This window comes from Geobacillus sp. LEMMY01 (genome assembly GCF_002042905.1).
In the GTDB taxonomy this organism is placed as follows: Bacteria; Bacillota; Bacilli; order Bacillales; family Anoxybacillaceae; genus Geobacillus; species Geobacillus proteiniphilus.
This window is the reverse complement of record NZ_MVKA01000004.1, coordinates 21,823-40,000: the sequence shown is the minus strand read 5'-3', so window position 1 is coordinate 40,000 and position 18,178 is coordinate 21,823. Positions and strand designations below refer to the sequence as shown.

General features: G+C 48.1%; 22 protein-coding genes and 2 rRNA genes (1 of these 24 cut by a window edge). 17 read left to right on the top strand and 7 right to left on the bottom strand.

What is annotated here, in order from left to right; translation table 11 throughout:
• The 7 genes from B1A75_RS03400 to tsaD form a co-directional block, all read left to right on the top strand.
• Positions 1 to 484 (top strand): 23S ribosomal RNA (locus B1A75_RS03400); it begins 2,447 nt to the left of the window's first position.
• A 76-nt stretch (positions 485 to 560) separates the two neighbouring features.
• Positions 561 to 677: ribosomal RNA gene (gene rrf, locus B1A75_RS03395) — 5S ribosomal RNA — on the top strand.
• Positions 669 to 923, top strand: coding sequence for a hypothetical protein (locus B1A75_RS19770; RefSeq protein WP_161496662.1), 255 nt, complete (start codon positions 669 to 671; stop codon positions 921 to 923). Before rrf ends, B1A75_RS19770 begins: the two co-directional genes overlap by 9 nt.
• Positions 910 to 1,368 (top strand): tRNA (adenosine(37)-N6)-threonylcarbamoyltransferase complex ATPase subunit type 1 TsaE, encoded by a 459-nt coding sequence (gene tsaE / locus B1A75_RS03390; RefSeq protein WP_074044529.1) that lies wholly within the window; start codon positions 910 to 912, stop codon positions 1,366 to 1,368. The genes B1A75_RS19770 and tsaE overlap by 14 nt, the downstream gene beginning before the upstream one ends.
• A complete protein-coding gene (gene tsaB / locus B1A75_RS03385; protein ID WP_074044530.1) occupies positions 1,365 to 2,105 on the top strand; it encodes a tRNA (adenosine(37)-N6)-threonylcarbamoyltransferase complex dimerization subunit type 1 TsaB in 741 nt (246 codons plus the stop codon). The genes tsaE and tsaB overlap by 4 nt, the downstream gene beginning before the upstream one ends.
• Positions 2,065 to 2,517 carry a ribosomal protein S18-alanine N-acetyltransferase gene (rimI, locus tag B1A75_RS03380; protein ID WP_074044531.1) on the top strand — a complete coding sequence of 151 codons (453 nt, stop codon included), beginning with the start codon at positions 2,065 to 2,067 and terminating at the stop codon, positions 2,515 to 2,517. The genes tsaB and rimI overlap by 41 nt, the downstream gene beginning before the upstream one ends.
• Complete coding sequence (gene tsaD / locus B1A75_RS03375; protein WP_074044532.1) at positions 2,514 to 3,527, top strand: tRNA (adenosine(37)-N6)-threonylcarbamoyltransferase complex transferase subunit TsaD; 1,014 nt, start codon at positions 2,514 to 2,516, stop codon at positions 3,525 to 3,527. Before rimI ends, tsaD begins: the two co-directional genes overlap by 4 nt.
• A gap of 323 nt (positions 3,528 to 3,850) precedes the next feature.
• Here the strand turns inward: tsaD and B1A75_RS03365 are convergent, their stop codons facing one another.
• On the bottom strand, positions 3,851 to 5,776 hold the full coding sequence (locus B1A75_RS03365) for an ABC-F family ATP-binding cassette domain-containing protein (protein WP_074044533.1): 1,926 nt from the start codon (positions 5,774 to 5,776) through the stop codon (positions 3,851 to 3,853).
• A gap of 97 nt (positions 5,777 to 5,873) precedes the next feature.
• On the opposite strand from B1A75_RS03365, the gene moaC reads away from it, so the two are divergent.
• Genes moaC through tatC form a run of 4 tightly spaced genes read left to right on the top strand, consistent with a single transcriptional unit; the run spans position 5,874 to position 7,953 of the window.
• On the top strand, positions 5,874 to 6,362 hold the full coding sequence (gene moaC / locus B1A75_RS03360; protein ID WP_011229750.1) for a cyclic pyranopterin monophosphate synthase MoaC: 489 nt from the start codon (positions 5,874 to 5,876) through the stop codon (positions 6,360 to 6,362).
• A gap of 15 nt (positions 6,363 to 6,377) precedes the next feature.
• The gene (locus B1A75_RS03355) at positions 6,378 to 7,019 is read left to right on the top strand and encodes a redox-sensing transcriptional repressor Rex (RefSeq protein ID WP_031406012.1); all 642 of its coding nucleotides are present in this window, start codon (positions 6,378 to 6,380) and stop codon (positions 7,017 to 7,019) included.
• A 17-nt stretch (positions 7,020 to 7,036) separates the two neighbouring features.
• Positions 7,037 to 7,189, top strand: a complete 153-nt coding sequence (gene tatA, locus B1A75_RS03350) for a twin-arginine translocase TatA/TatE family subunit (protein WP_074044534.1) — start codon at positions 7,037 to 7,039, stop codon at positions 7,187 to 7,189.
• 20 nt (positions 7,190 to 7,209) lie between these two features.
• Complete coding sequence (gene tatC / locus B1A75_RS03345) at positions 7,210 to 7,953, top strand: twin-arginine translocase subunit TatC (RefSeq protein ID WP_074044535.1); 744 nt, start codon at positions 7,210 to 7,212, stop codon at positions 7,951 to 7,953.
• Positions 7,954 to 8,142: 189 nt separating this feature from the next.
• Here tatC and B1A75_RS03335 read toward each other — a convergent pair whose 3' ends face one another.
• Positions 8,143 to 8,322: a YdiK family protein gene (locus B1A75_RS03335; protein ID WP_033024542.1), complete on the bottom strand. Its 180-nt coding sequence runs from the start codon at positions 8,320 to 8,322 to the stop codon at positions 8,143 to 8,145.
• Positions 8,319 to 9,053 (bottom strand): CPBP family intramembrane glutamic endopeptidase, encoded by a 735-nt coding sequence (locus B1A75_RS03330; protein ID WP_033024544.1) that lies wholly within the window; start codon positions 9,051 to 9,053, stop codon positions 8,319 to 8,321. Before B1A75_RS03330 ends, B1A75_RS03335 begins: the two co-directional genes overlap by 4 nt.
• Before the next feature lie 357 nt (positions 9,054 to 9,410).
• On the opposite strand from B1A75_RS03330, the gene groES reads away from it, so the two are divergent.
• Positions 9,411 to 9,695 carry a co-chaperone GroES gene (gene groES, locus B1A75_RS03325; RefSeq protein WP_013144057.1) on the top strand — a complete coding sequence of 95 codons (285 nt, stop codon included), beginning with the start codon at positions 9,411 to 9,413 and terminating at the stop codon, positions 9,693 to 9,695.
• 107 nt (positions 9,696 to 9,802) lie between these two features.
• Positions 9,803 to 11,419, top strand: coding sequence for a chaperonin GroEL (gene groL, locus B1A75_RS03320; RefSeq protein ID WP_074044537.1), 1,617 nt, complete (start codon positions 9,803 to 9,805; stop codon positions 11,417 to 11,419).
• A gap of 431 nt (positions 11,420 to 11,850) precedes the next feature.
• On the opposite strand, the gene B1A75_RS03310 is transcribed toward groL, so the two are convergent.
• Positions 11,851 to 12,261, bottom strand: coding sequence for a type II toxin-antitoxin system HicB family antitoxin (locus tag B1A75_RS03310; RefSeq protein ID WP_074044538.1), 411 nt, complete (start codon positions 12,259 to 12,261; stop codon positions 11,851 to 11,853).
• Between the two features lie 26 nt (positions 12,262 to 12,287).
• On the bottom strand, positions 12,288 to 12,479 hold the full coding sequence (locus tag B1A75_RS03305) for a type II toxin-antitoxin system HicA family toxin (RefSeq protein WP_074044539.1): 192 nt from the start codon (positions 12,477 to 12,479) through the stop codon (positions 12,288 to 12,290).
• A 143-nt stretch (positions 12,480 to 12,622) separates the two neighbouring features.
• Between B1A75_RS03305 and B1A75_RS03300 the strand changes: the two genes are divergently transcribed.
• From B1A75_RS03300 to B1A75_RS03290, 4 genes are all read left to right on the top strand, one after another.
• On the top strand, positions 12,623 to 12,805 hold the full coding sequence (locus B1A75_RS03300) for a minor capsid protein (protein ID WP_239691282.1): 183 nt from the start codon (positions 12,623 to 12,625) through the stop codon (positions 12,803 to 12,805).
• Between the two features lie 12 nt (positions 12,806 to 12,817).
• Positions 12,818 to 13,285: a DUF6883 domain-containing protein gene (locus tag B1A75_RS03295; RefSeq protein ID WP_079935738.1), complete on the top strand. Its 468-nt coding sequence runs from the start codon at positions 12,818 to 12,820 to the stop codon at positions 13,283 to 13,285.
• A gap of 2 nt (positions 13,286 to 13,287) precedes the next feature.
• Positions 13,288 to 13,464 carry a hypothetical protein gene (locus B1A75_RS19765; protein ID WP_161496663.1) on the top strand — a complete coding sequence of 59 codons (177 nt, stop codon included), beginning with the start codon at positions 13,288 to 13,290 and terminating at the stop codon, positions 13,462 to 13,464.
• 156 nt (positions 13,465 to 13,620) lie between these two features.
• Positions 13,621 to 14,808, top strand: a complete 1,188-nt coding sequence (locus tag B1A75_RS03290) for an IS701 family transposase (RefSeq protein ID WP_139761702.1) — start codon at positions 13,621 to 13,623, stop codon at positions 14,806 to 14,808.
• A gap of 852 nt (positions 14,809 to 15,660) precedes the next feature.
• Here the strand turns inward: B1A75_RS03290 and B1A75_RS03285 are convergent.
• Both B1A75_RS03285 and B1A75_RS03280 read right to left on the bottom strand, forming a co-directional pair.
• The gene (locus B1A75_RS03285) at positions 15,661 to 16,911 is read right to left on the bottom strand and encodes an MFS transporter (RefSeq protein ID WP_063166166.1); all 1,251 of its coding nucleotides are present in this window, start codon (positions 16,909 to 16,911) and stop codon (positions 15,661 to 15,663) included.
• Positions 16,908 to 18,167: an ATP-grasp domain-containing protein gene (locus tag B1A75_RS03280; RefSeq protein WP_063166167.1), complete on the bottom strand. Its 1,260-nt coding sequence runs from the start codon at positions 18,165 to 18,167 to the stop codon at positions 16,908 to 16,910. The genes B1A75_RS03285 and B1A75_RS03280 overlap by 4 nt, the downstream gene beginning before the upstream one ends.
• Between the last annotated feature and the right edge of the window lie 11 nt (positions 18,168 to 18,178).

Below are 18,178 nucleotides of genomic sequence, written 5' to 3'. Positions count from 1 at the left end.
CATCGCTCAACGGATAAAAGCTACCCCGGGGATAACAGGCTGATCTCCCCCAAGAGTCCACATCGACGGGGAGGTTTGGCACCTCGATGTCGGCTCATCGCATCCTGGGGCTGTAGTCGGTCCCAAGGGTTGGGCTGTTCGCCCATTAAAGCGGTACGCGAGCTGGGTTCAGAACGTCGTGAGACAGTTCGGTCCCTATCCGTCGCGGGCGSAGGAAATTTGAGAGGAGCTGTCCTTAGTACGAGAGGACCGGGATGGACGCACCGCTGGTGTACCAGTTGTCCCGCCAGGGGCACCGCTGGGTAGCTATGTGCGGACGGGATAAGCGCTGAAAGCATCTAAGCGTGAAGCCCCCCTCAAGATGAGATTTCCCACCGCGYRAAGCGGGTAAGATCCCTCGAAGATGACGAGGTCGATAGGTCCGAGGTGGAAGCGTGGCGACACGTGGAGCTGACGGATACTAATCGATCGAGGGCTTGACCTATGAGCGGCTTCTTCCGACGGTTATCTAGTTTTGAAGGAATGAATTTCCTTCTTGACATTGTTTATTTTTCCGCTTGCCTAGTGGCTATGGCGGAGGGGAAACACCCGTTCCCATCCCGAACACGGAAGTTAAGCCCTCCAGTGCCGATGGTAGTTGGGGCCAGCGCCCCTGCAAGAGTAGGTCGTTGCTAGGCAGCTTCATTCACCAGGGAGTTTCGACACGCCTCATTCCCTTTTTCTTTTTAGGGGCGATTGCGCAACAGGGCGATCTGTCAGCGAGCCAAAAGGCTGCGCGGGATCGTCCTTTTTGTTTTGCCTTTTCTCCTATGCCTATTTTTAGTTTTGGAAGTGGCGGCAAGATGTTCGGATATGATACAATTTCAAAAGCAAGAGTGAAGATGATAAAAGGGGATAAGGTAGAACAAAATGAAAAAAATTGAAATTTTGGTGCATTCTCCGGAAGAAACGAAGTCGGTGGCCCGCCGGCTGGCGGAACATCTTGAGCCGGGAATGGTCATCGCGTTAGAAGGTGATCTCGGGGCGGGAAAGACGACGTTTACGAAAGGTCTTGCTGAAGGGCTGGGCATTACGCAAACGGTCAATAGCCCGACGTTTACGATTATTAAGCAATATGATGGTCGGCTTCCGCTTTATCATATGGATGTATACCGACTTGAAGATGAATGGGAAGATCTTGGATTTGACGAATATTTTGCTGGCGATGGTGTTACGGTTGTTGAATGGGCGCATTTGATCGCCGGCCAGTTGCCTGAGGAACGGCTGACCGTTTCCTTGTTTCATCGAGGCGGCGATGAGCGGTTGCTTCGCTTTGAGCCGTCGGGGGAGCGTTATGAACAGTTGTGCAAGGAGATTTTTCCGTCATGAAAGTATTGGGAATTGATACATCGAATATGCCGCTTGGCATTGCGTTGGTAGATGGTGATGTCGTGAAAGGGGAATTCATCACCAATGTGAAAAAAGACCATTCATCCCGGGCGATGCCAGCCATTGAGTTGTTGCTTCGACGATGTGACGTTGCTCCGAAAGATCTCGATTTAATCGTTGTAGCGAAAGGGCCGGGGTCGTATACCGGGGTACGGATCGGCGTGACGATTGCGAAAACGCTTGCCTGGTCGCTCGGTATTCCGATCGCTGGGGTATCAAGCCTTGAGGTGCTCGCCGCCAATGGCCGCTATTTTCCTGGGGTGATCGTTCCGCTGTTTGACGCGCGGCGCGGACAAATTTACACCGGGCTTTATCGCTACGAAGGCGGTGCGCTCCGCTGCCTTGAGGCGGACCGCATTGTGGCGGCGGATGAGTGGGCGCGTCGGTTGAGCGAGCGGGAAGAGGATGTATTGTTCATTGGTGCGGATGCACCGCTATATAGCGATTTGTTTCGGAGCCATTTAGGCGAACGGGTTCACGTGGCCCCGCCGTCTTTGGCGTTGCCGCGTCCGAGCGAGTTGGTGATGCTCGGCAAACAAAAAGAGCGCGAGAACGCCCATGTGTTTGTACCGAACTATCTCCGCCTTGCCGAGGCGGAGGCGAAATGGCTCGCGAAACAAAAAGGGGAACAGAACGATGGGGATCAATGTTCAATTTCGGCCAATGACTGTTCATGACATTGATGAGGTCGTGCAAGTCGAGCAGGCATCGTTTACTGCGCCTTGGAGCCGTGAATCGTTTTACAACGAGCTCATGTACAACCGCTATGCCAAATATATCGTCATGGTGTACAACGGGCAGATCATCGGGTATGGCGGGATGTGGCTTGTCATCGATGAGGCGCATGTGACGAATGTAGCCGTGTTGCCGCAGTTTCGCGGGCAAAAGCTTGGTGAAGCGCTCATGCGACGCCTGATGGACATGGCCAGGCAGCACGGGGCGGCGACGATGACGCTTGAGGTGCGCGTGTCCAATCATGTCGCCCAGTCGCTGTACCGAAAGCTTGGATTTCGCAACGGAGGCATTCGCAAACGGTATTATCCGGATAACTTTGAAGACGCGTTAGTCATGTGGGTGAAGCTGAGATGAATGAAGACGTATATGTATTAGGCATTGAAACGAGCTGCGATGAAACGGCGGCAGCGGTCGTGAAAAACGGAAGAGAGATTTTATCGAATGTGGTGGCGTCGCAAATGGAAAGCCATCGGCGGTTTGGCGGCGTCGTGCCGGAAATTGCTTCCCGCCATCATGTGGAGCAAATTACGCTCGTCATTGAGGAAGCGATGCAGCAGGCCGGCGTATCGTTTGCGGGCCTTGATGCGGTGGCGGTGACGGCCGGACCGGGGCTTGTCGGGGCGCTTCTTGTCGGGGTGAACGCGGCGAAAGCGTTGGCGTTTGCTCATGGACTGCCGTTTATTGGGGTGCATCATATCGCCGGTCATATTTACGCCAATCAATTAGTGGCCGAAATGAAGTTTCCGCTGTTGGCGCTCGTCGTTTCCGGTGGTCATACGGAACTAGTGTACATGAAAGAGCATGGGAAATTTGCGGTGATCGGTGAAACGCGCGATGACGCTGCCGGTGAGGCGTATGACAAGGTGGCGCGGGCTTTAGGCCTTCCGTACCCAGGAGGACCGCACATCGACCGGTTGGCCCATGAGGGCGAGCCGGTGATTGATTTGCCGCGAGCGTGGCTTGAGGAAGGGTCGTATGATTTCAGCTTCAGCGGCTTAAAATCGGCGGTGCTCAATGCGCTCCACAACGCGAAACAGCGCGGCGAGGAGATCGATCCGAGACAGATGGCCGCGAGCTTTCAGGCCAGCGTCGTCGATGTGCTGGTGACGAAAACGGTGCAGGCCGCCAAAGAATACCGCGTACGGCAAGTGCTGCTCGCCGGCGGGGTGGCGGCTAACCGCGGGCTGCGGGCTGCACTGCAGGATAAAATGAAAGAGCTCCCCGATGTGGAGCTTGTCATCCCGCCGTTATCGCTATGCACCGACAATGCGGCGATGATTGCCGCTGCGGGAACAGTGTTATATCAACAAGGAAAGTGGGCTGATTTGGCGCTCAACGCCAATCCAAGCTTACCGCTTGTCTAGGCGGTTGGGCTGAAACGAGAAAGACACCGAAGGGCGATCCGTTTGCGGCAGGCAAACGAATCGTCCTTTTTGTTTTAGTGTGAAAAAAGTTTGTGTATATTTTTATCCACAAATCTGTGGACAATGTGGAAAAGGCGGAAAAGCACTATAAACAATAAGAAAAACAATACACAGTGATTTTCCTGCAAAAGGAAGCTATTGTTTGTGGATAATGTGGAAAAGTTGGTGAATAACTTATATTCCACGGTAGAAATTGTGGATTTTTTTGTGGATAATGTGACTAACTAAAAAACAACCCGCCGAAACCAGAGGCGGGTTGTCAGTTATAGTGAAGTATAAAGCTGTTCCCATTCGGCCAATAACGTTTCGACTCGCTGCTTCCGCTCGTCGTTTTCTTGAGTCAATCGTTGCATCGTTTCATAATCGCCGTAAACGGATGGATCACAAAGTTGCTGCTCGATCTCAACGATTTGTGCTTCAAGCGCTGCAATCTCGGCTTCGATTTCATCCAAGCGGCGTTGGCGCTGGCGCCGCCGTTTTTTTTCCTCTTTTTCTTGCTCGTACGTCGTTTTGGCCGAATCGCTTGCCGTTTCTGTCGGGCGGACGTTCAGGAGCGCCAGTTCGCGCATTTCTTCTTTTTTGGCGATGTAGTAATCATAGTCGCCTAAGTATTCAGTTAGGCCTCCGCTGGAAAGTTCAAACACCTTTGTTGCGATTCGGTTGATGAAATAGCGGTCGTGGGAAACGAACAAAATCGTTCCCGGGTAGTCGATGAGCGCTTGCTCGAGCACTTCTTTGCTGTCGAGGTCTAGATGGTTTGTCGGTTCGTCCAAAAGGAGGACATTTGCTTTTTGCAGCATCAGCTTGGCGAGCGCCAGGCGTGCTTTCTCCCCGCCGCTTAAAGCGGAGACCGGTTTTAAGGCATCATCGCCGGAAAACAGGAAGTTGCCGAGCACAGTGCGAATTTCTTTTTCCGTCTTTTCGGGGTAGGCGTCCCACAGCTCGTCAAGCACCCGTTTGTTCGATGACAAATCAGCTTGGTCTTGATCGTAATAGCCGATTTGGACGTTTGCGCCGTAGCGGAGCTCTCCTGCTTGGATAGGGAGTTTTCGGGCGATCGCCTTCAGCAATGTCGACTTGCCGATGCCGTTCGGCCCGACTAGGGCGACGCTTTCGCCGCGCGTGATGCGGAAGCTGATTTGGCGGATGACGGGTGCACCGTCGCCATAGCCAACGGCTATGTCTTCGGCGGTGAGCACTTCATGGCCGCTCGGCCGATCGATCGAGAACGAAAAGGAGGCTGATTTTTCATCGCCGACAGGCCGCTCGAGCCGTTCCATTTTTTCCAGTTGCTTTCGCCGGCTTTGCGCCCGTTTGGTTGTCGAGGCACGGGCGATGTTGCGTTGGATGAAGTCTTCGAGCCGGGCGATTTCCTCCTGCTGTTTCTCGTACCGTCTTAACTCTTGTTCGTATTGCTCGGCCCGCAGCTCCAAATAGCGGCTGTAGTTGCCGGCATAGTGTTTGAGCGTGGCGTTCGACAGTTCGTACACGTCGGTGACGATTTTGTCTAAAAAGTAGCGGTCGTGGGAAACAACCAGGACGGCGCCGGGATAGGCTTGCAAGTACTGCTCCAGCCAAGCGAGCGTCTCAAGATCCAAATGGTTCGTCGGCTCGTCCAAAATCAATAAATCCGGCTTGGACAACAGCAATTTCCCAAGGGCAAGCCGCGTCCGCTGTCCGCCGCTTAACGACGAGACCGGCGTTGTTTTATAATCATATGAGGAAAACTGCAGCCCGTGCAAAACGGAGCGGATGTCGGCTTCGTATTGGTAGCCGCCTTGTTCTTTGTATTGTTCTTGCAGCTCGTCATACGTTTTCAGCGTTTTTTCATAGCGAGCTGGATCGGCGAGCACATCCGGGTCGCCGAGTTGCATGCTGAGTTCGGCGAGCTGTTTTTCGAGTCCTAGAAGCGGGGTGAATACCTCAAGCATTTCGTCCCAAATGGAACGCGGCGAGTCGAGCCCGCTGTTTTGCGCCAAATAGCCAATTTTGATATGGTTTGGTTTGATGATTTTGCCGCTGTCGAAAGATAGTTCACCGGCGATGATTTTCAACAATGTCGATTTTCCCGCTCCGTTGCGGCCGACAAGGGCAATTCGGTCGCGGGACTGTATTTCTAGTTTTATATTCGATAAAATAAGGTCAGCGCCGAAATATTTCGTGAGCCCGTGCACTTGCAAAATGATCATGTCATTTCACCTCGCGAATAGTTTAACGTAAGTCGCGAAAACGGTCAAAGACGAATGATGAAAAATCGTGTATAGTGTATAAATGGAGGAGATTGTATTGTCATCGTTCACTCATTTCAATGAACAAGGGCGCGCGAAAATGGTCGATATTACGCACAAAGAAGATACAGTGCGAGTGGCCGTGGCGCAAACGAGCGTGACTGTCAGCCGGGAAATTTACGAAAAAATGACGAGCAACGCGATCGAGAAAGGGGATGTGCTTGCCGTCGCTCAAGTGGCGGGGGTGATGGCGGCGAAGAAGACAGCTGACCTTATTCCAATGTGTCACCCGCTTATGTTAAAGGGTGTGGACATTGCTTTTGCTTGGGAAAACGATGGAGAAGCGCATAAGCTCGTCATCACTGCAACGGTGAAAACGAAAGGGAGCACAGGAGTGGAAATGGAAGCGCTGACGGCCGCTTCGGTCTGTGCGTTGACGGTGTACGATATGTGCAAGGCGCTTGATAAAGGAATGGTCATCGGTCCGACGTATTTGGTCGAAAAAACGGGCGGGAAGTCTGGCCATTACCGACGGAAAACCGATTAGCTAGGGGATGAGATCATGAGCAACGAACAACCGAAAATTCCGCAGGCAACCGCCAAACGGCTGCCGCTTTACTATCGGTTTTTGAAAAACTTGCACGCTTCCGGCAAGCAGCGCGTCTCCTCTGCCGAGTTGAGCGAGGCGGTGAAAGTTGATCCGGCGACGATCCGCCGCGATTTCTCCTATTTTGGTGCGCTTGGTAAAAAGGGATACGGGTATAATGTCAATTATTTGTTGTCGTTTTTCCGCCGGACGCTTGAAGAGGATGAGGTGACCGAAGTCGCCTTGTTTGGCGTCGGCAATTTAGGCACGGCCTTTTTAAACTATAATTTTTCGAAAAACAACAATACGAAAATCGTGATGGCGTTTGATGTCGATGAGCGGAAGGTAGGGACGACAGTCGGCGGGGTGCCGGTCTATCATCTCGATGAATTGGAGAAGCGGCTTCACGAAAACATCCCGGTCGCCATTTTAACCGTGCCGGCCGCCGCGGCTCAAGCGCTGACCGACCGCCTTGTCGCGCAAGGAATTAAAGGCATTTTAAACTTTACTCCGGCACGGTTGAACGTGCCGAACCATATTCGCGTCCATCATATCGATTTAGCCATTGAGCTGCAGTCGCTCGTCTATTTTTTGAAAAACTATCCATCGCCATCGTAAAAAGGAGAGAACAACACATGAAATATTTGTTGCTCGTTGTTGTGATTTTGTTGCTGTTTGGCACGAAAAAGCTGCCGGAATTAGGGCGGTCGTTCGGCCAGTCGCTTCGCGAGTTTAAAGACGCCACAAAAGGGCTCGCTGATGACGAAGAAACGAAAACCGACCGATGACAAGGCAGGATGGGGAACCAATGAATGACAAAGAAATGTCGGTGTATGAGCATCTGGGTGAACTGCGGAAACGGCTCATCATCGTGCTTGTCTTTTTTGCTGCGGCGCTTGTCGTTAGTTTCTTTTTTGTCGATGATGTCATTTTGTATTTGCAGCGAACGGCCGAGGCGAAGCATTTGACCATGAACGCCTTTCGCCTCACCGATCCGATTAAAGTGTATTTTCAGTTTGCCTTCGTCATCGCGGCTGTTCTGTCGGCTCCGGTGTTGTTGTACCAAATTTGGGCGTTTGTCAGCCCCGGTCTGTATGAAAAAGAGCGGAAAGTGACGTTAAGCTATATCCCGGCGTCGATCGTTCTTTTTTTAGCCGGGGTCAGCTTCGCTTATTTCGTCTTGTTTCCGTTTGTCGTTCGGTTTATGAGCCAGCTGGCTGACCAACTAGGGGTTCAACAAATGATCGGCATTAATGAATATTTTCAGTTTTTGCTTCAGCTCGTGCTGCCGTTTGGCATCGTGTTTCAGCTTCCGATTGTTGTGCTGTTTTTCACCCGCTTAGGGCTTATTACGCCGCAGCTTCTTGTTCGCATCCGCAAGTATGCGTATTTGGCGCTGCTTATTTTAGCGGCGGTCATTACGCCGCCGGATGTGCTGTCGCAAGTGATCGTCATGATTCCGCTCACCATTTTGTATGAAGGAAGCATTTGGGTGGCGCGCATCGGCTATCGGAAAGCGCAGCGAGCAGCCGAGGAGGAAGGCAATGAGTGAGGCGGGACTAAAAAATCGATCATTAAGAGGAAAGCGAGCAAGGCCGGGCCAAACGAAGGGGCTGTCTCAAAAGCCGCAAAACAGGGCTTTGAGGCCGGCCTCTTGTTTTTTCGTTTCCATTTTCACGATATGATCGCCGTCATGAGATTGATGTTCTGGTCCCTTCCCGTGCGAATCACGGGAAGGGGGTCAGCGTTTTGAGGCGAAAAGAAGGCGAAGGGCGGTGCCGAAATCAAAGGCAGCGAGCGCCGCTAAAGCGATGGTGGAGACGTTCCAAACCGTTTCATGAGCACTTTCGATGGCCAAATACGTAAACAGCAAGCCTAAGACGAAATACGGAAGCGAAAACAGCCGAGGGTTTCGCATCATAGCCAAACCCTCCAAACGGCGAGCGGCAGCTCGGACTGGCGCATCATTTTCTCAATCTCGTCGGCCAACAGCGTCTGCATGGCGACGACGAACGTATTCATGGCGACATGGGCGAAAATCGGTACGAAAATGCGTCCGGTTTTCGCGTATAAAAACGCGAATACCATCCCCATGGATGTGTACAGAAGCAAATGTTCCGGCTCCATATGGACAATGGCAAACAAGAGCGAACTGACAAGCGCAGCAAGCCAAAAGTTGTATTTTTCATAAAGCGAGCCGAAAATGATTTTGCGGAAGATGAGCTCTTCCAAAATCGGGCCGATGACGGAGGTGACGACGACCAACAGCGGCGTCAGGCGGATGATATCGATGATTTGCCTTGTATTTTCCGACCCTGGTTTGATGCCGAGCAGCCGCCATTCGATGTTGGCGGCGATGCTTTGGGCCGCGAGCGCCAAAAAGACGCCCAAGACCGCCCACATCCACGAGGAAGCGAGCGGCAGCCGCCGCATCATTCGTTCGTCGCGGTCACCGCGGAGCAGCCATAGGATAATGACAAAAGCGAGCAGGAAACTAATGATCGCCCAATACCCGGAAGCCAGTTTGGCGGCTTCGAGGCGGCTTTCCGCTCCTTGACCGACGCCGAGGGCGCGAAGAAGCGGCACGCCGACAAAGGCGGACAGCTGCATGACGATATACGTGATGATGACGTACCAGTGGTTGCGTTTCAAACCCTCTACCCCTTTTATTTCAAATTATATCCGTATTGTATCACATGTATGGCGAAAATAGTAAGAAAACTGCGCCCCCCAAGCCTGTCTCATCGCTGTAAAAAAATGGGCCGGTGCCGTTTATCGATTTTGGAAATGTGCAATAATGAAAAAGGGCTCCGCATAGACAGAGGTTTAGGGCAAGGCCGGCCGTCTTATATTGCCCTTTCTTCTCTCGGGAGAGAAAAACAGTTATTTTTTTGTATTTCCTACTTGCAAAACCGAAAGAAGTTCATTAATATTATAAGTGTGTTAGCACTCGATAGTGATGAGTGCTAATAAGAACGGTGAAAACTATCGTTAAGGAGGTTGTTCCCCGTGTTGAAGCCATTAGGCGATCGCATTGTCATTGAAGTCGTGGAAACAGAAGAAAAAACGGCTAGCGGTATCGTGCTGCCGGATACGGCGAAAGAAAAACCGCAAGAAGGACGCGTTGTCGCTGTCGGTGCAGGCCGCGTGCTCGATAACGGCCAACGCATCGCTCCGGAAGTCGAAGTTGGCGACCGCATTATCTTCTCGAAATATGCGGGCACAGAAGTGAAATACGACGGCAAAGAATACTTAATTTTGCGCGAAAGCGATATTTTGGCTGTCATCCGCTAATATATGCGTTCATCACATAAACATTCCGAAAACATGCTAGATGCTTAACTCGGATACTTAACTTGTGGCACGCAGTCCAACAATATTCATTAAGGAGGTAACGGGGTATGGCAAAACAAATCAAGTTCAGCGAAGAAGCGCGCCGTGCGATGTTGCGCGGGGTGGACAAACTCGCAGACGCAGTGAAAGTCACATTAGGTCCGAAAGGCCGCAACGTCGTATTGGAGAAAAAATTCGGTTCGCCGCTCATCACGAATGACGGGGTAACAATCGCGAAAGAAATCGAACTCGAAGATCCGTTTGAAAACATGGGCGCGAAACTTGTCGCTGAAGTCGCCAGCAAAACGAACGACATCGCTGGGGACGGTACAACAACCGCTACGGTATTGGCTCAAGCGATGATCCGTGAAGGCTTGAAAAACGTGGCTGCTGGTGCCAACCCGATGGGCATCCGCCGCGGGATTGAAAAAGCGGTTGCGGTTGCTGTTGAAGAATTAAAAGCCATCTCCAAACCGATCAAAGGGAAAGAGTCGATCGCCCAAGTGGCTGCGATTTCGGCTGCTGACGAAGAAGTCGGTCAATTGATTGCTGAAGCGATGGAACGCGTCGGCAATGACGGCGTCATCACGCTTGAAGAATCGAAAGGCTTCACGACGGAACTCGACGTTGTCGAAGGGATGCAATTCGACCGCGGTTACGTTTCGCCGTACATGATTACGGATACGGAAAAAATGGAAGCTGTTCTGGAAAATCCGTACATCCTCATCACGGACAAAAAAGTATCGAGCATTCAAGAACTGTTGCCGGTATTAGAACAAGTGGTCCAACAAGGCCGCCCGCTCTTGATCATTGCTGAAGATGTCGAAGGCGAAGCACTCGCGACGCTTGTTGTCAACAAACTGCGCGGTACGTTCAATGCGGTTGCCGTGAAAGCGCCTGGCTTCGGCGATCGCCGCAAAGCGATGCTCGAAGACATCGCGATTTTGACTGGCGGCGAGGTGATCTCGGAAGAGCTTGGCCGTGAATTGAAATCGACAACGATCGCTTCGCTCGGCCGTGCGTCGAAAGTTGTCGTTACGAAAGAAACGACGACCATCGTCGAAGGCGCTGGCGATTCGGATCGCATCAAAGCGCGTATCAACCAAATCCGTGCGCAGCTTGAAGAAACGACGTCCGAATTCGACCGCGAAAAACTGCAAGAACGCTTGGCGAAATTGGCTGGCGGCGTAGCGGTCATCAAAGTCGGCGCGGCGACAGAAACGGAATTGAAAGAACGCAAACTGCGCATCGAAGACGCGCTCAACTCGACTCGTGCGGCTGTTGAAGAAGGCATTGTCGCCGGCGGTGGTACGGCATTGATGAACATCTACAACAAAGTCGCTGCCATCGAAGCGGAAGGCGATGAAGCAACCGGCGTGAAAATCGTATTGCGCGCGATCGAAGAACCGGTTCGTCAAATCGCGCAAAACGCTGGTCTGGAAGGCTCGATCATCGTTGAGCGCCTGAAAAACGAAAAACCGGGCATCGGCTTCAATGCGGCAACAGGTGAATGGGTCGACATGATCGAAGCTGGTATCGTTGACCCGACGAAAGTCACTCGTTCGGCGCTGCAAAACGCTGCATCTGTCGCCGCAATGGTCTTGACGACAGAAGCGGTCGTTGCCGACAAACCGGAAGAAAACAAAGGCAACAACAACATGCCGGATATGGGCGGCATGATGTAATCTCGCCGCAAAAGCCTTGGAACACTGGGGTTTTCCCCGGTGTTCTTTTTGTTTTGACCACATTTTGACCACGAAAATCATAAGTTTTGGATGAAGGTGCTCATTAGTTCACTAAATTTGAATCGCTGCGTATTGTTTTTGAATTTTCGCTTGATCTGTAGTAAAATGAAAGTGCTCTTGCATGGGGATTCTCCTTTCGAATGTTGGGTGGCACTTTCATTCTACAGGAGATCCACAGGCAAGGGCTATTTTTATGTTTACTCGATTTTATCTAGCACCACGGGTTAACATATAGTGAGATTGCGAATTATCTCTGTATATCATCCAGCAGTGTCCAAACGATGATTGAACGCGCCGAAAGAAAAATCAAAAAACGCATAAAAGAAAGCCTCTTCTGCCTGTGTGGGTGGAGAGGCTTTTTTATAATTTATTTATCGGTCGGTAGCGCCAAGATGCTTCTTTAATGCTTCTTGAAGAATTTGGGAGTAGTTCACGTTATGTTCTTTCGCTAGATCATCAAGCCATTTCGGGATAGTCAGCGTCTTTTTAACCGCTTTATTTTCCATTTCATGTCTAAAAGGTGGCATCCATACCTCGATGAAAACAATTACTTGATTGTTTTCTGTTTGAATTTCCGATGCTTTTGAAGGCTGAGGAATCTCTTCATTTTCCTGTTCCAAGCCGTATAAGTGTAATGCCATCGCCTCTTTAGCCATTTTAAAAGCTTCTTCTTCTGTATCTCCGCAAGTAAAGCAGCCAGGAAGATCAGGAAACTCAACAGATATTCCATCGCTGCCGTAATCGAAAATAGCTGGATAAATATAACGGTCTTTTTTATGCATATATGTTAACCTCCTTTAGGAGAGGCTTATAATAGCCCCGCCTGTTTGAGTATGCTTTTTACTGTTTTGATCGGTACGTTTTTCTTTGGATGAGGGATGGTTACTAGTCCGGGCTTACTGGGATGTTTAAACTGATGATGACTGCCACTTGTTCTTACTATGTACCATCCATCTTGTTGTATGATTTTTATTAATTCCTTTGAAGAGTAACTCTTCATTTCCCTCCCTCCTTGATTATATTATAACACGTATTAAAATACGTACCAATGGTTTTTAATCAATTTTTTCTGTGAAAATGACGGATCCTTAAGATCAAGGAATTTCAACAAGTGGATCTTGCTCGGTTTCGTGCGATGCAGGAATGGAGAAGTATGAGATTTTAGCCACGCTCGATATGCGGACATCGGACATTTGCCGAAGCATGGACGGAAAAGTGTATGAGGTAAAAAATTATAAACCTGGCACAACGGCACCGACATTTCATGTCCGTTGCCGAACGACGACGATTCCGTATTTTGATGAATCGGAGTACACAAAAGGCTAGAAACGACAGTCGATGAATGGGTTGGTGGATTCGATTTCGTATGAAGAGTGGCTAAGTTCTATTCATCAAAAGAATAATAAATTTTATGTACCAGAATCGAAACGAGCTTCAAACGTCATTCCGAATATTGAGCGAGCTATATTCGTTGACCAAAAACTCACAAATTACGCTTTGGATAAAAATCATAAATCGGGAGGACCGAAAGCCATTTTATTTGATGAATTGCTAGGGTATAATTTAAGTAACTGGCAGGAGTTAAAAAACAACATTTTAAAAGAGCTTCCCAATAGCTTTGCTAAGTATAAGGGGACTGATAATTATGGAGATCGGTACGAATCGATTATTAAATTAAAAGGCCCTACTGGCCGTGAGGCGTATGTTCTAACATCATGGATGATCCGAAAAGGTGAATCCACTCCACGGTTAACAACCGTATATATTGTTGATGAGAACAAGGCAAAAAATAAAATGGAGGGTTGAAAATGGATGTTGGAGAGTTAGATGTCATTCGTTTAAAGAATGGTGTAGAGGCGACGGTTTTAGAAGTGTATCCTACTGAACCAAAGTACTATTGTCAAAACGCTACTGATGACGATGATATGTTTTATGTGACAAGCGAAGAAATTGCTGAAATTACTTACAAATGTAAAAGCACTTAACCTACTCGATTGGTTACGTGCTTTTTTTTATTTTCTCCTGTAGATGAGCAAATTCACTAACATAAATTGACAACCAAACAAAAAAGGAGACATGAACCCGACTCCTTGGTTAAAATAGATGTGCTAACCAACCATTCACAAGGAGGTTCATGTCTCATGAATAGATTAGCACATCATCAAGGAATCCACAAGTTTTTCTTCGCATTGGGGTTGGCATTGCATTTCTCGAAGCCGGTTCTGAAGCATCTCGTTCATATCGTCGATGCCTTGACCACCAAGGGATTCTCGGGAACGCTGACGGATCTCCATCACTGGAGTTTTCATCCCAATCATCGAACAACGCTCAGCCATTTTTTCACGAAAAGCCCTTGGGATGAAGAGACGTTGCTTCGCAAACTCCAGCAATGGATCCTTCATCGCATCAAGCGAATCGCCAAACGGGAGAATCAACCCCTTTTTGTTTCGATTGATGATACCATTTGCCAAAAAACGAAGCCTTCGTCACGGGCTGCACACGCCATTCAAGGGTGTGGTTGGCATTTCTCTCACAAAGATCATCAATCGGTCTGGGGGCATTCGCTCGTTTGGCTGATGGTGCACACCTTCACGCAGGCGTTTCCGTTCGCGTTTCGTCTGTATGATAAGGCGGCGGGAAGGAGCAAAATCGACCTGGCGATCGAGATGCTTTCCTCACTCAAGGTGGAACCGGATCGGCCGGTGTATGTGCTCATGGATTCGTGGTACCCGTCCAAAAAGCTCATCGAAGCCTGCTTGAGCAAGGGATTTCATGTCATCGCGATGCTCAAGACGAACCGGATTCTTTATCCGAAAGGCATTGCGATCCAAGCGAAGCAGTTCGCCCGCTATATCGAGCCCCAAGACACCCGCCTCGTCACGGTGGGGAAGGAGCGTTACCGCGTGTATCGCTATGAGGGGGCGATCCATGGCCTCGATGACGCGGTGGTGCTGCTGGCTTGGAAGGCGGATCAGCCGATGACACCGGAACATCTCCATTGCGTCTTGAGCACCGACCGGGAGCTAGGCGATGAAGACATCTTGCGTTACTATGCCCAGCGTTGGACAATCGAATGCTTTTTCCGACAGGCGAAAGATCAACTGAAGCTGGATGGATACCGCGTCCGCCACATTCGGGCGGTGAAACGGTATTGGGCGGTGGTGCTCTTGGCCTGCGTGTACAGCATAGCGGAATCCCAGCAAGACCTCTCCACCGGATTGGAGCTTCTTCGATCGCGGAAAGGCCACAGCGTCGTCGAGTTCATTTATAACGCCGCGAAGCAAGAGATTCCCATTGATGTGATCAAAAAACAGCTCCATGTCGCCTAAGGGGTTCCCTGTTTGTCTCTCTAACCATGGAAATTATTGTAATGAAAAATGCTCATCTACAGCTTATTATTTTTTTGCTAACAAAGTCATTATAATACAGTTCATAATATGCTAAATTTCCGCAAAAATAACACTTGCAACGACTATATGTTTTTTGTACATGAGGAATGTGAAGTAACTTTAATCCCTCTCTTATATGTTTTTGACAAACAAATATCATAAATTATCCCCCCCGATTAAATACACACTAATGGATTACTCCAATTTCCTCATAATTCATTACCGGCTAATAGAGATACACTTTATTCTTAGGAATGTAAGGGGATGTCAGCCGTACCATACTTCATTAGGAACTGTCATATGAAAGCATTGGTTCATCAGGTTCGCATACACGTTGTAGGGAAGATTACGCTCATCTTTTCCTTATATTTCCGTACCGTATCAACCACAAACCTTCTTCGATCATGACGAAAGCCTGTTTATTACAAAATAAAAGTGTAAAGATTTGCAGAGAATTGGATTTGTGCCAACTTTACATGAAGAAGTGGGCGTGATAGCCTCGCTGGGCGAAGCCAACCATTGATATTGCTGGCTTTTTGGCTTGATAGTCACGCCTACAGAGACTCCATGTCAAGTTGCAATTCTTTGCACTTCCTTTTGCAAAACTCTATATTTTTTCTTTTCCAAAAACATACGAGCCACAATCTTTGGAAACACACTGATCCCTTGTTTACTAAGTTTTTGCCTATAACAACCTATGTGAAAAACGACTATCGAGTTGAAGTTTTTTGGAAGTCATCATCCCACAAAACGTTGAACCCCTAGCACGAGGTAAAATCTCGCTGTTTCGTTTTAATTTATATCAATCTCCGTAGAAATATTTTTTCGTTGATATGGTTTGCAAGCAAACACCCAAATAATCGCTACAATTCCTCCCTGCACAGCATAGATCCAGCGATAACTGAGTATCTCCCCAAGGAAGCCCATTGCTATATATACAACAAGTGATATGACGGAAAAAAAGGTATTAAAAGTAGAATAAACTCTTCCTTGATAATCAAGTTCGGTACTTTTCAGAGCCTCAGTTAAATACATAATTCTCGTTTGAAAAGTGATACCGATAAGAAAATAGCCCAGAACTGCCATCCACATATTTTGAGACAAGGAAAAAAATATAAGGCTAAACGCCAAAGACAATAAACCCAAATGCATTAATGGCTTATCCCCGTATATACGCGAGACAATCGGTAAAACCAATCCCCCGATTAGTGCTCCAACACCAAAGGAAGCATCGATAAACCCGAATCCATTTGTTCCAACCTTTAATTCATTAAGTGCAAAAGGGGCGATAATCACATTAATGGTGCGAAGAATCACAATAAACAGGAGAACCATTAGATATTTAGGAATGATTTCTCGATGGAATCGTATATACGTGATTCCATCGTTCAACTCACCCCAAAATTTCGTCCATGCTCCACCTTTATCAGTTATTCTGGCTGGTCTTATCACTTCTCTTCTCATAGCCAACAAGCAGAACGCCGAAAATATGAATGTACTGGCGTTCAAGATCATGATGACCATAGGAGAAGAGTAAGTAATGATCAATCCGGCCGCGCTTGCACCAATCAATCCACCGATTTGGTTTGCGATCGAACTGAAGGAGTTCGCTGAAAGGAGCATTTCTTTTGGAATAACCTCACGAATCAGTGCCATCGTGGAAGGATTATACACTTGGTCACCCAGCGCAACGAAAAAAGCCATCGCATACAAATGCCATGGTTGAAGCTGTCCCAGCCACCAAAAAATAGGTATAGCAAGCACAATAACAGCTCGAAAAAGATCCATATAAACTGATAGCAACCTACGGTCCCATCGATCGACAAATACACCGATAAACGGTGACAACAAGATGCCAGGAATAGCAGCACAAACAAGAACAACAGCAACTGAAAAACTTGCTCCGGTTAACTTTATTGCCAACCAGCTATTAGCAATAAACTGCATCCCCGTACCAAACATCGAGACTGTCGTACCGATAAAGTAAAATAGGAACGGTCGTTGGCGCAATATCTCAAATCTTTCGCGTATAAGTTCATTCATAAAGAGTCATCACCAATCTGATCGTTTACTTCTACTACTATTTGATTTAATAATTGATCTACAATTCTATTTGCAGCCGTTGCATCGTCTGCAACAACCACTAAATCGCCTATCCAGTCATCATTTGATGTTGGATATCGTACCTGATCGCCTATTTTGACTTTCCATTGAAATTTCTCGACAAACTGGCAACCTTCAATTAATTCCATACCTTTCAATACGCAAATCTTCCCTGTTTTTGGTGCAGTGAAATGATATACACTTGCACCTTTTTTCCATTTTGGCGTCAAATCAGGTTTTTCACCAACAAACATCTTGATAGTTTCACGAATAGGGTCTATTCCCGTCGCTTTATAAATCAGTTGCGGGACAATACCACCAGCTAATCTAGGATTTATCTCTACAAGATAGGGACCTCTCTTGGTAAGAATGAGTTCTGTGTGACACGGACCGAAATCATATCCAATCGTTCCAAGAAGATGTCTTACGTAGTTAGTAATTTCTTTGGAATTTTTAATTTCAACAGGAAAACTTGCTCCTACCTCTACAAAATAAGGATAACCCGTTAGCTTTCGATCGGTAATTCCTAAAACGTGGTGATCACCGTTCATGGAGAAAGTTTCGACACTAACTAAGTGACCTTCCAAATACTCCTCTATCAAAAAATCGGACGAGCGCTTCAGTCCACGATTGTTATCAAGGTTTAGTCTGTTTTTTTCGTACATCTCTTCCAATTCGGATTTATTGTAAACAATTCTCACGTTTCTACTTCCTGTGTTGTCCACTGGTTTAAACACACATGGATAGCCTATTTGTTCAGCAAGAAAATAGGCTTCCTCCAAACTATTTCCACTTCCCCATCGTGGGACAGGAATTCCATTTTCGGAGCATACCTGTCTAGTGATATGTTTGAGACGCGCTGTCTTTACAGCTTTAGGATTACATGCAGGCAGACCTAATCTTTTTGCAACCTCAGCTACAATTGGTGCGTAAAATTCACTGAAGCTTAATATTCCGTCAAAAGGGTGTTGCATTTTAAATTGCTTTAAGTATTGCAATAATTCATCTGGCTCATTTGTTGGACATTCTTTGATACGGTCTGCGTACCGTAATGGATGATCGTCTAATCTCCTTCCCTTCATATAGTGTTCAAGATTTGCTGTCACAAACGTCACGCTATAACCAAGTTCCTTTGCGATGCTTATAGCTTCAATCCCGTTTCCTGGATTACTCTCAACAAATACAATATGCTTCAACTCAAATTCCT

Coding starts and splice junctions, on each gene's coding strand:
- tsaE (WP_074044529.1), top strand. CDS start 910: ATGAAAAAAATTGAAATTTTGGTGCATTCTCCGGAAGAAACGAAGTCG.
- tsaB (WP_074044530.1), top strand. CDS start 1,365: ATGAAAGTATTGGGAATTGATACATCGAATATGCCGCTTGGCATTGCG.
- rimI (WP_074044531.1), top strand. CDS start 2,065: ATGGGGATCAATGTTCAATTTCGGCCAATGACTGTTCATGACATTGAT.
- tsaD (WP_074044532.1), top strand. CDS start 2,514: ATGAATGAAGACGTATATGTATTAGGCATTGAAACGAGCTGCGATGAA.
- B1A75_RS03365 (WP_074044533.1), bottom strand. CDS start 5,776: ATGATCATTTTGCAAGTGCACGGGCTCACGAAATATTTCGGCGCTGAC.
- B1A75_RS03355 (WP_031406012.1), top strand. CDS start 6,378: ATGAGCAACGAACAACCGAAAATTCCGCAGGCAACCGCCAAACGGCTG.
- tatA (WP_074044534.1), top strand. CDS start 7,037: ATGAAATATTTGTTGCTCGTTGTTGTGATTTTGTTGCTGTTTGGCACG.
- tatC (WP_074044535.1), top strand. CDS start 7,210: ATGAATGACAAAGAAATGTCGGTGTATGAGCATCTGGGTGAACTGCGG.
- B1A75_RS03335 (WP_033024542.1), bottom strand. CDS start 8,322: ATGATGCGAAACCCTCGGCTGTTTTCGCTTCCGTATTTCGTCTTAGGC.
- groL (WP_074044537.1), top strand. CDS start 9,803: ATGGCAAAACAAATCAAGTTCAGCGAAGAAGCGCGCCGTGCGATGTTG.
- B1A75_RS03310 (WP_074044538.1), bottom strand. CDS start 12,261: ATGCATAAAAAAGACCGTTATATTTATCCAGCTATTTTCGATTACGGC.
- B1A75_RS03305 (WP_074044539.1), bottom strand. CDS start 12,479: ATGAAGAGTTACTCTTCAAAGGAATTAATAAAAATCATACAACAAGAT.
- B1A75_RS03300 (WP_239691282.1), top strand. CDS start 12,623: ATGGAGAAGTATGAGATTTTAGCCACGCTCGATATGCGGACATCGGAC.
- B1A75_RS03295 (WP_079935738.1), top strand. CDS start 12,818: ATGAATGGGTTGGTGGATTCGATTTCGTATGAAGAGTGGCTAAGTTCT.
- B1A75_RS19765 (WP_161496663.1), top strand. CDS start 13,288: ATGGATGTTGGAGAGTTAGATGTCATTCGTTTAAAGAATGGTGTAGAG.
- B1A75_RS03290 (WP_139761702.1), top strand. CDS start 13,621: ATGAATAGATTAGCACATCATCAAGGAATCCACAAGTTTTTCTTCGCA.
- B1A75_RS03285 (WP_063166166.1), bottom strand. CDS start 16,911: ATGAATGAACTTATACGCGAAAGATTTGAGATATTGCGCCAACGACCG.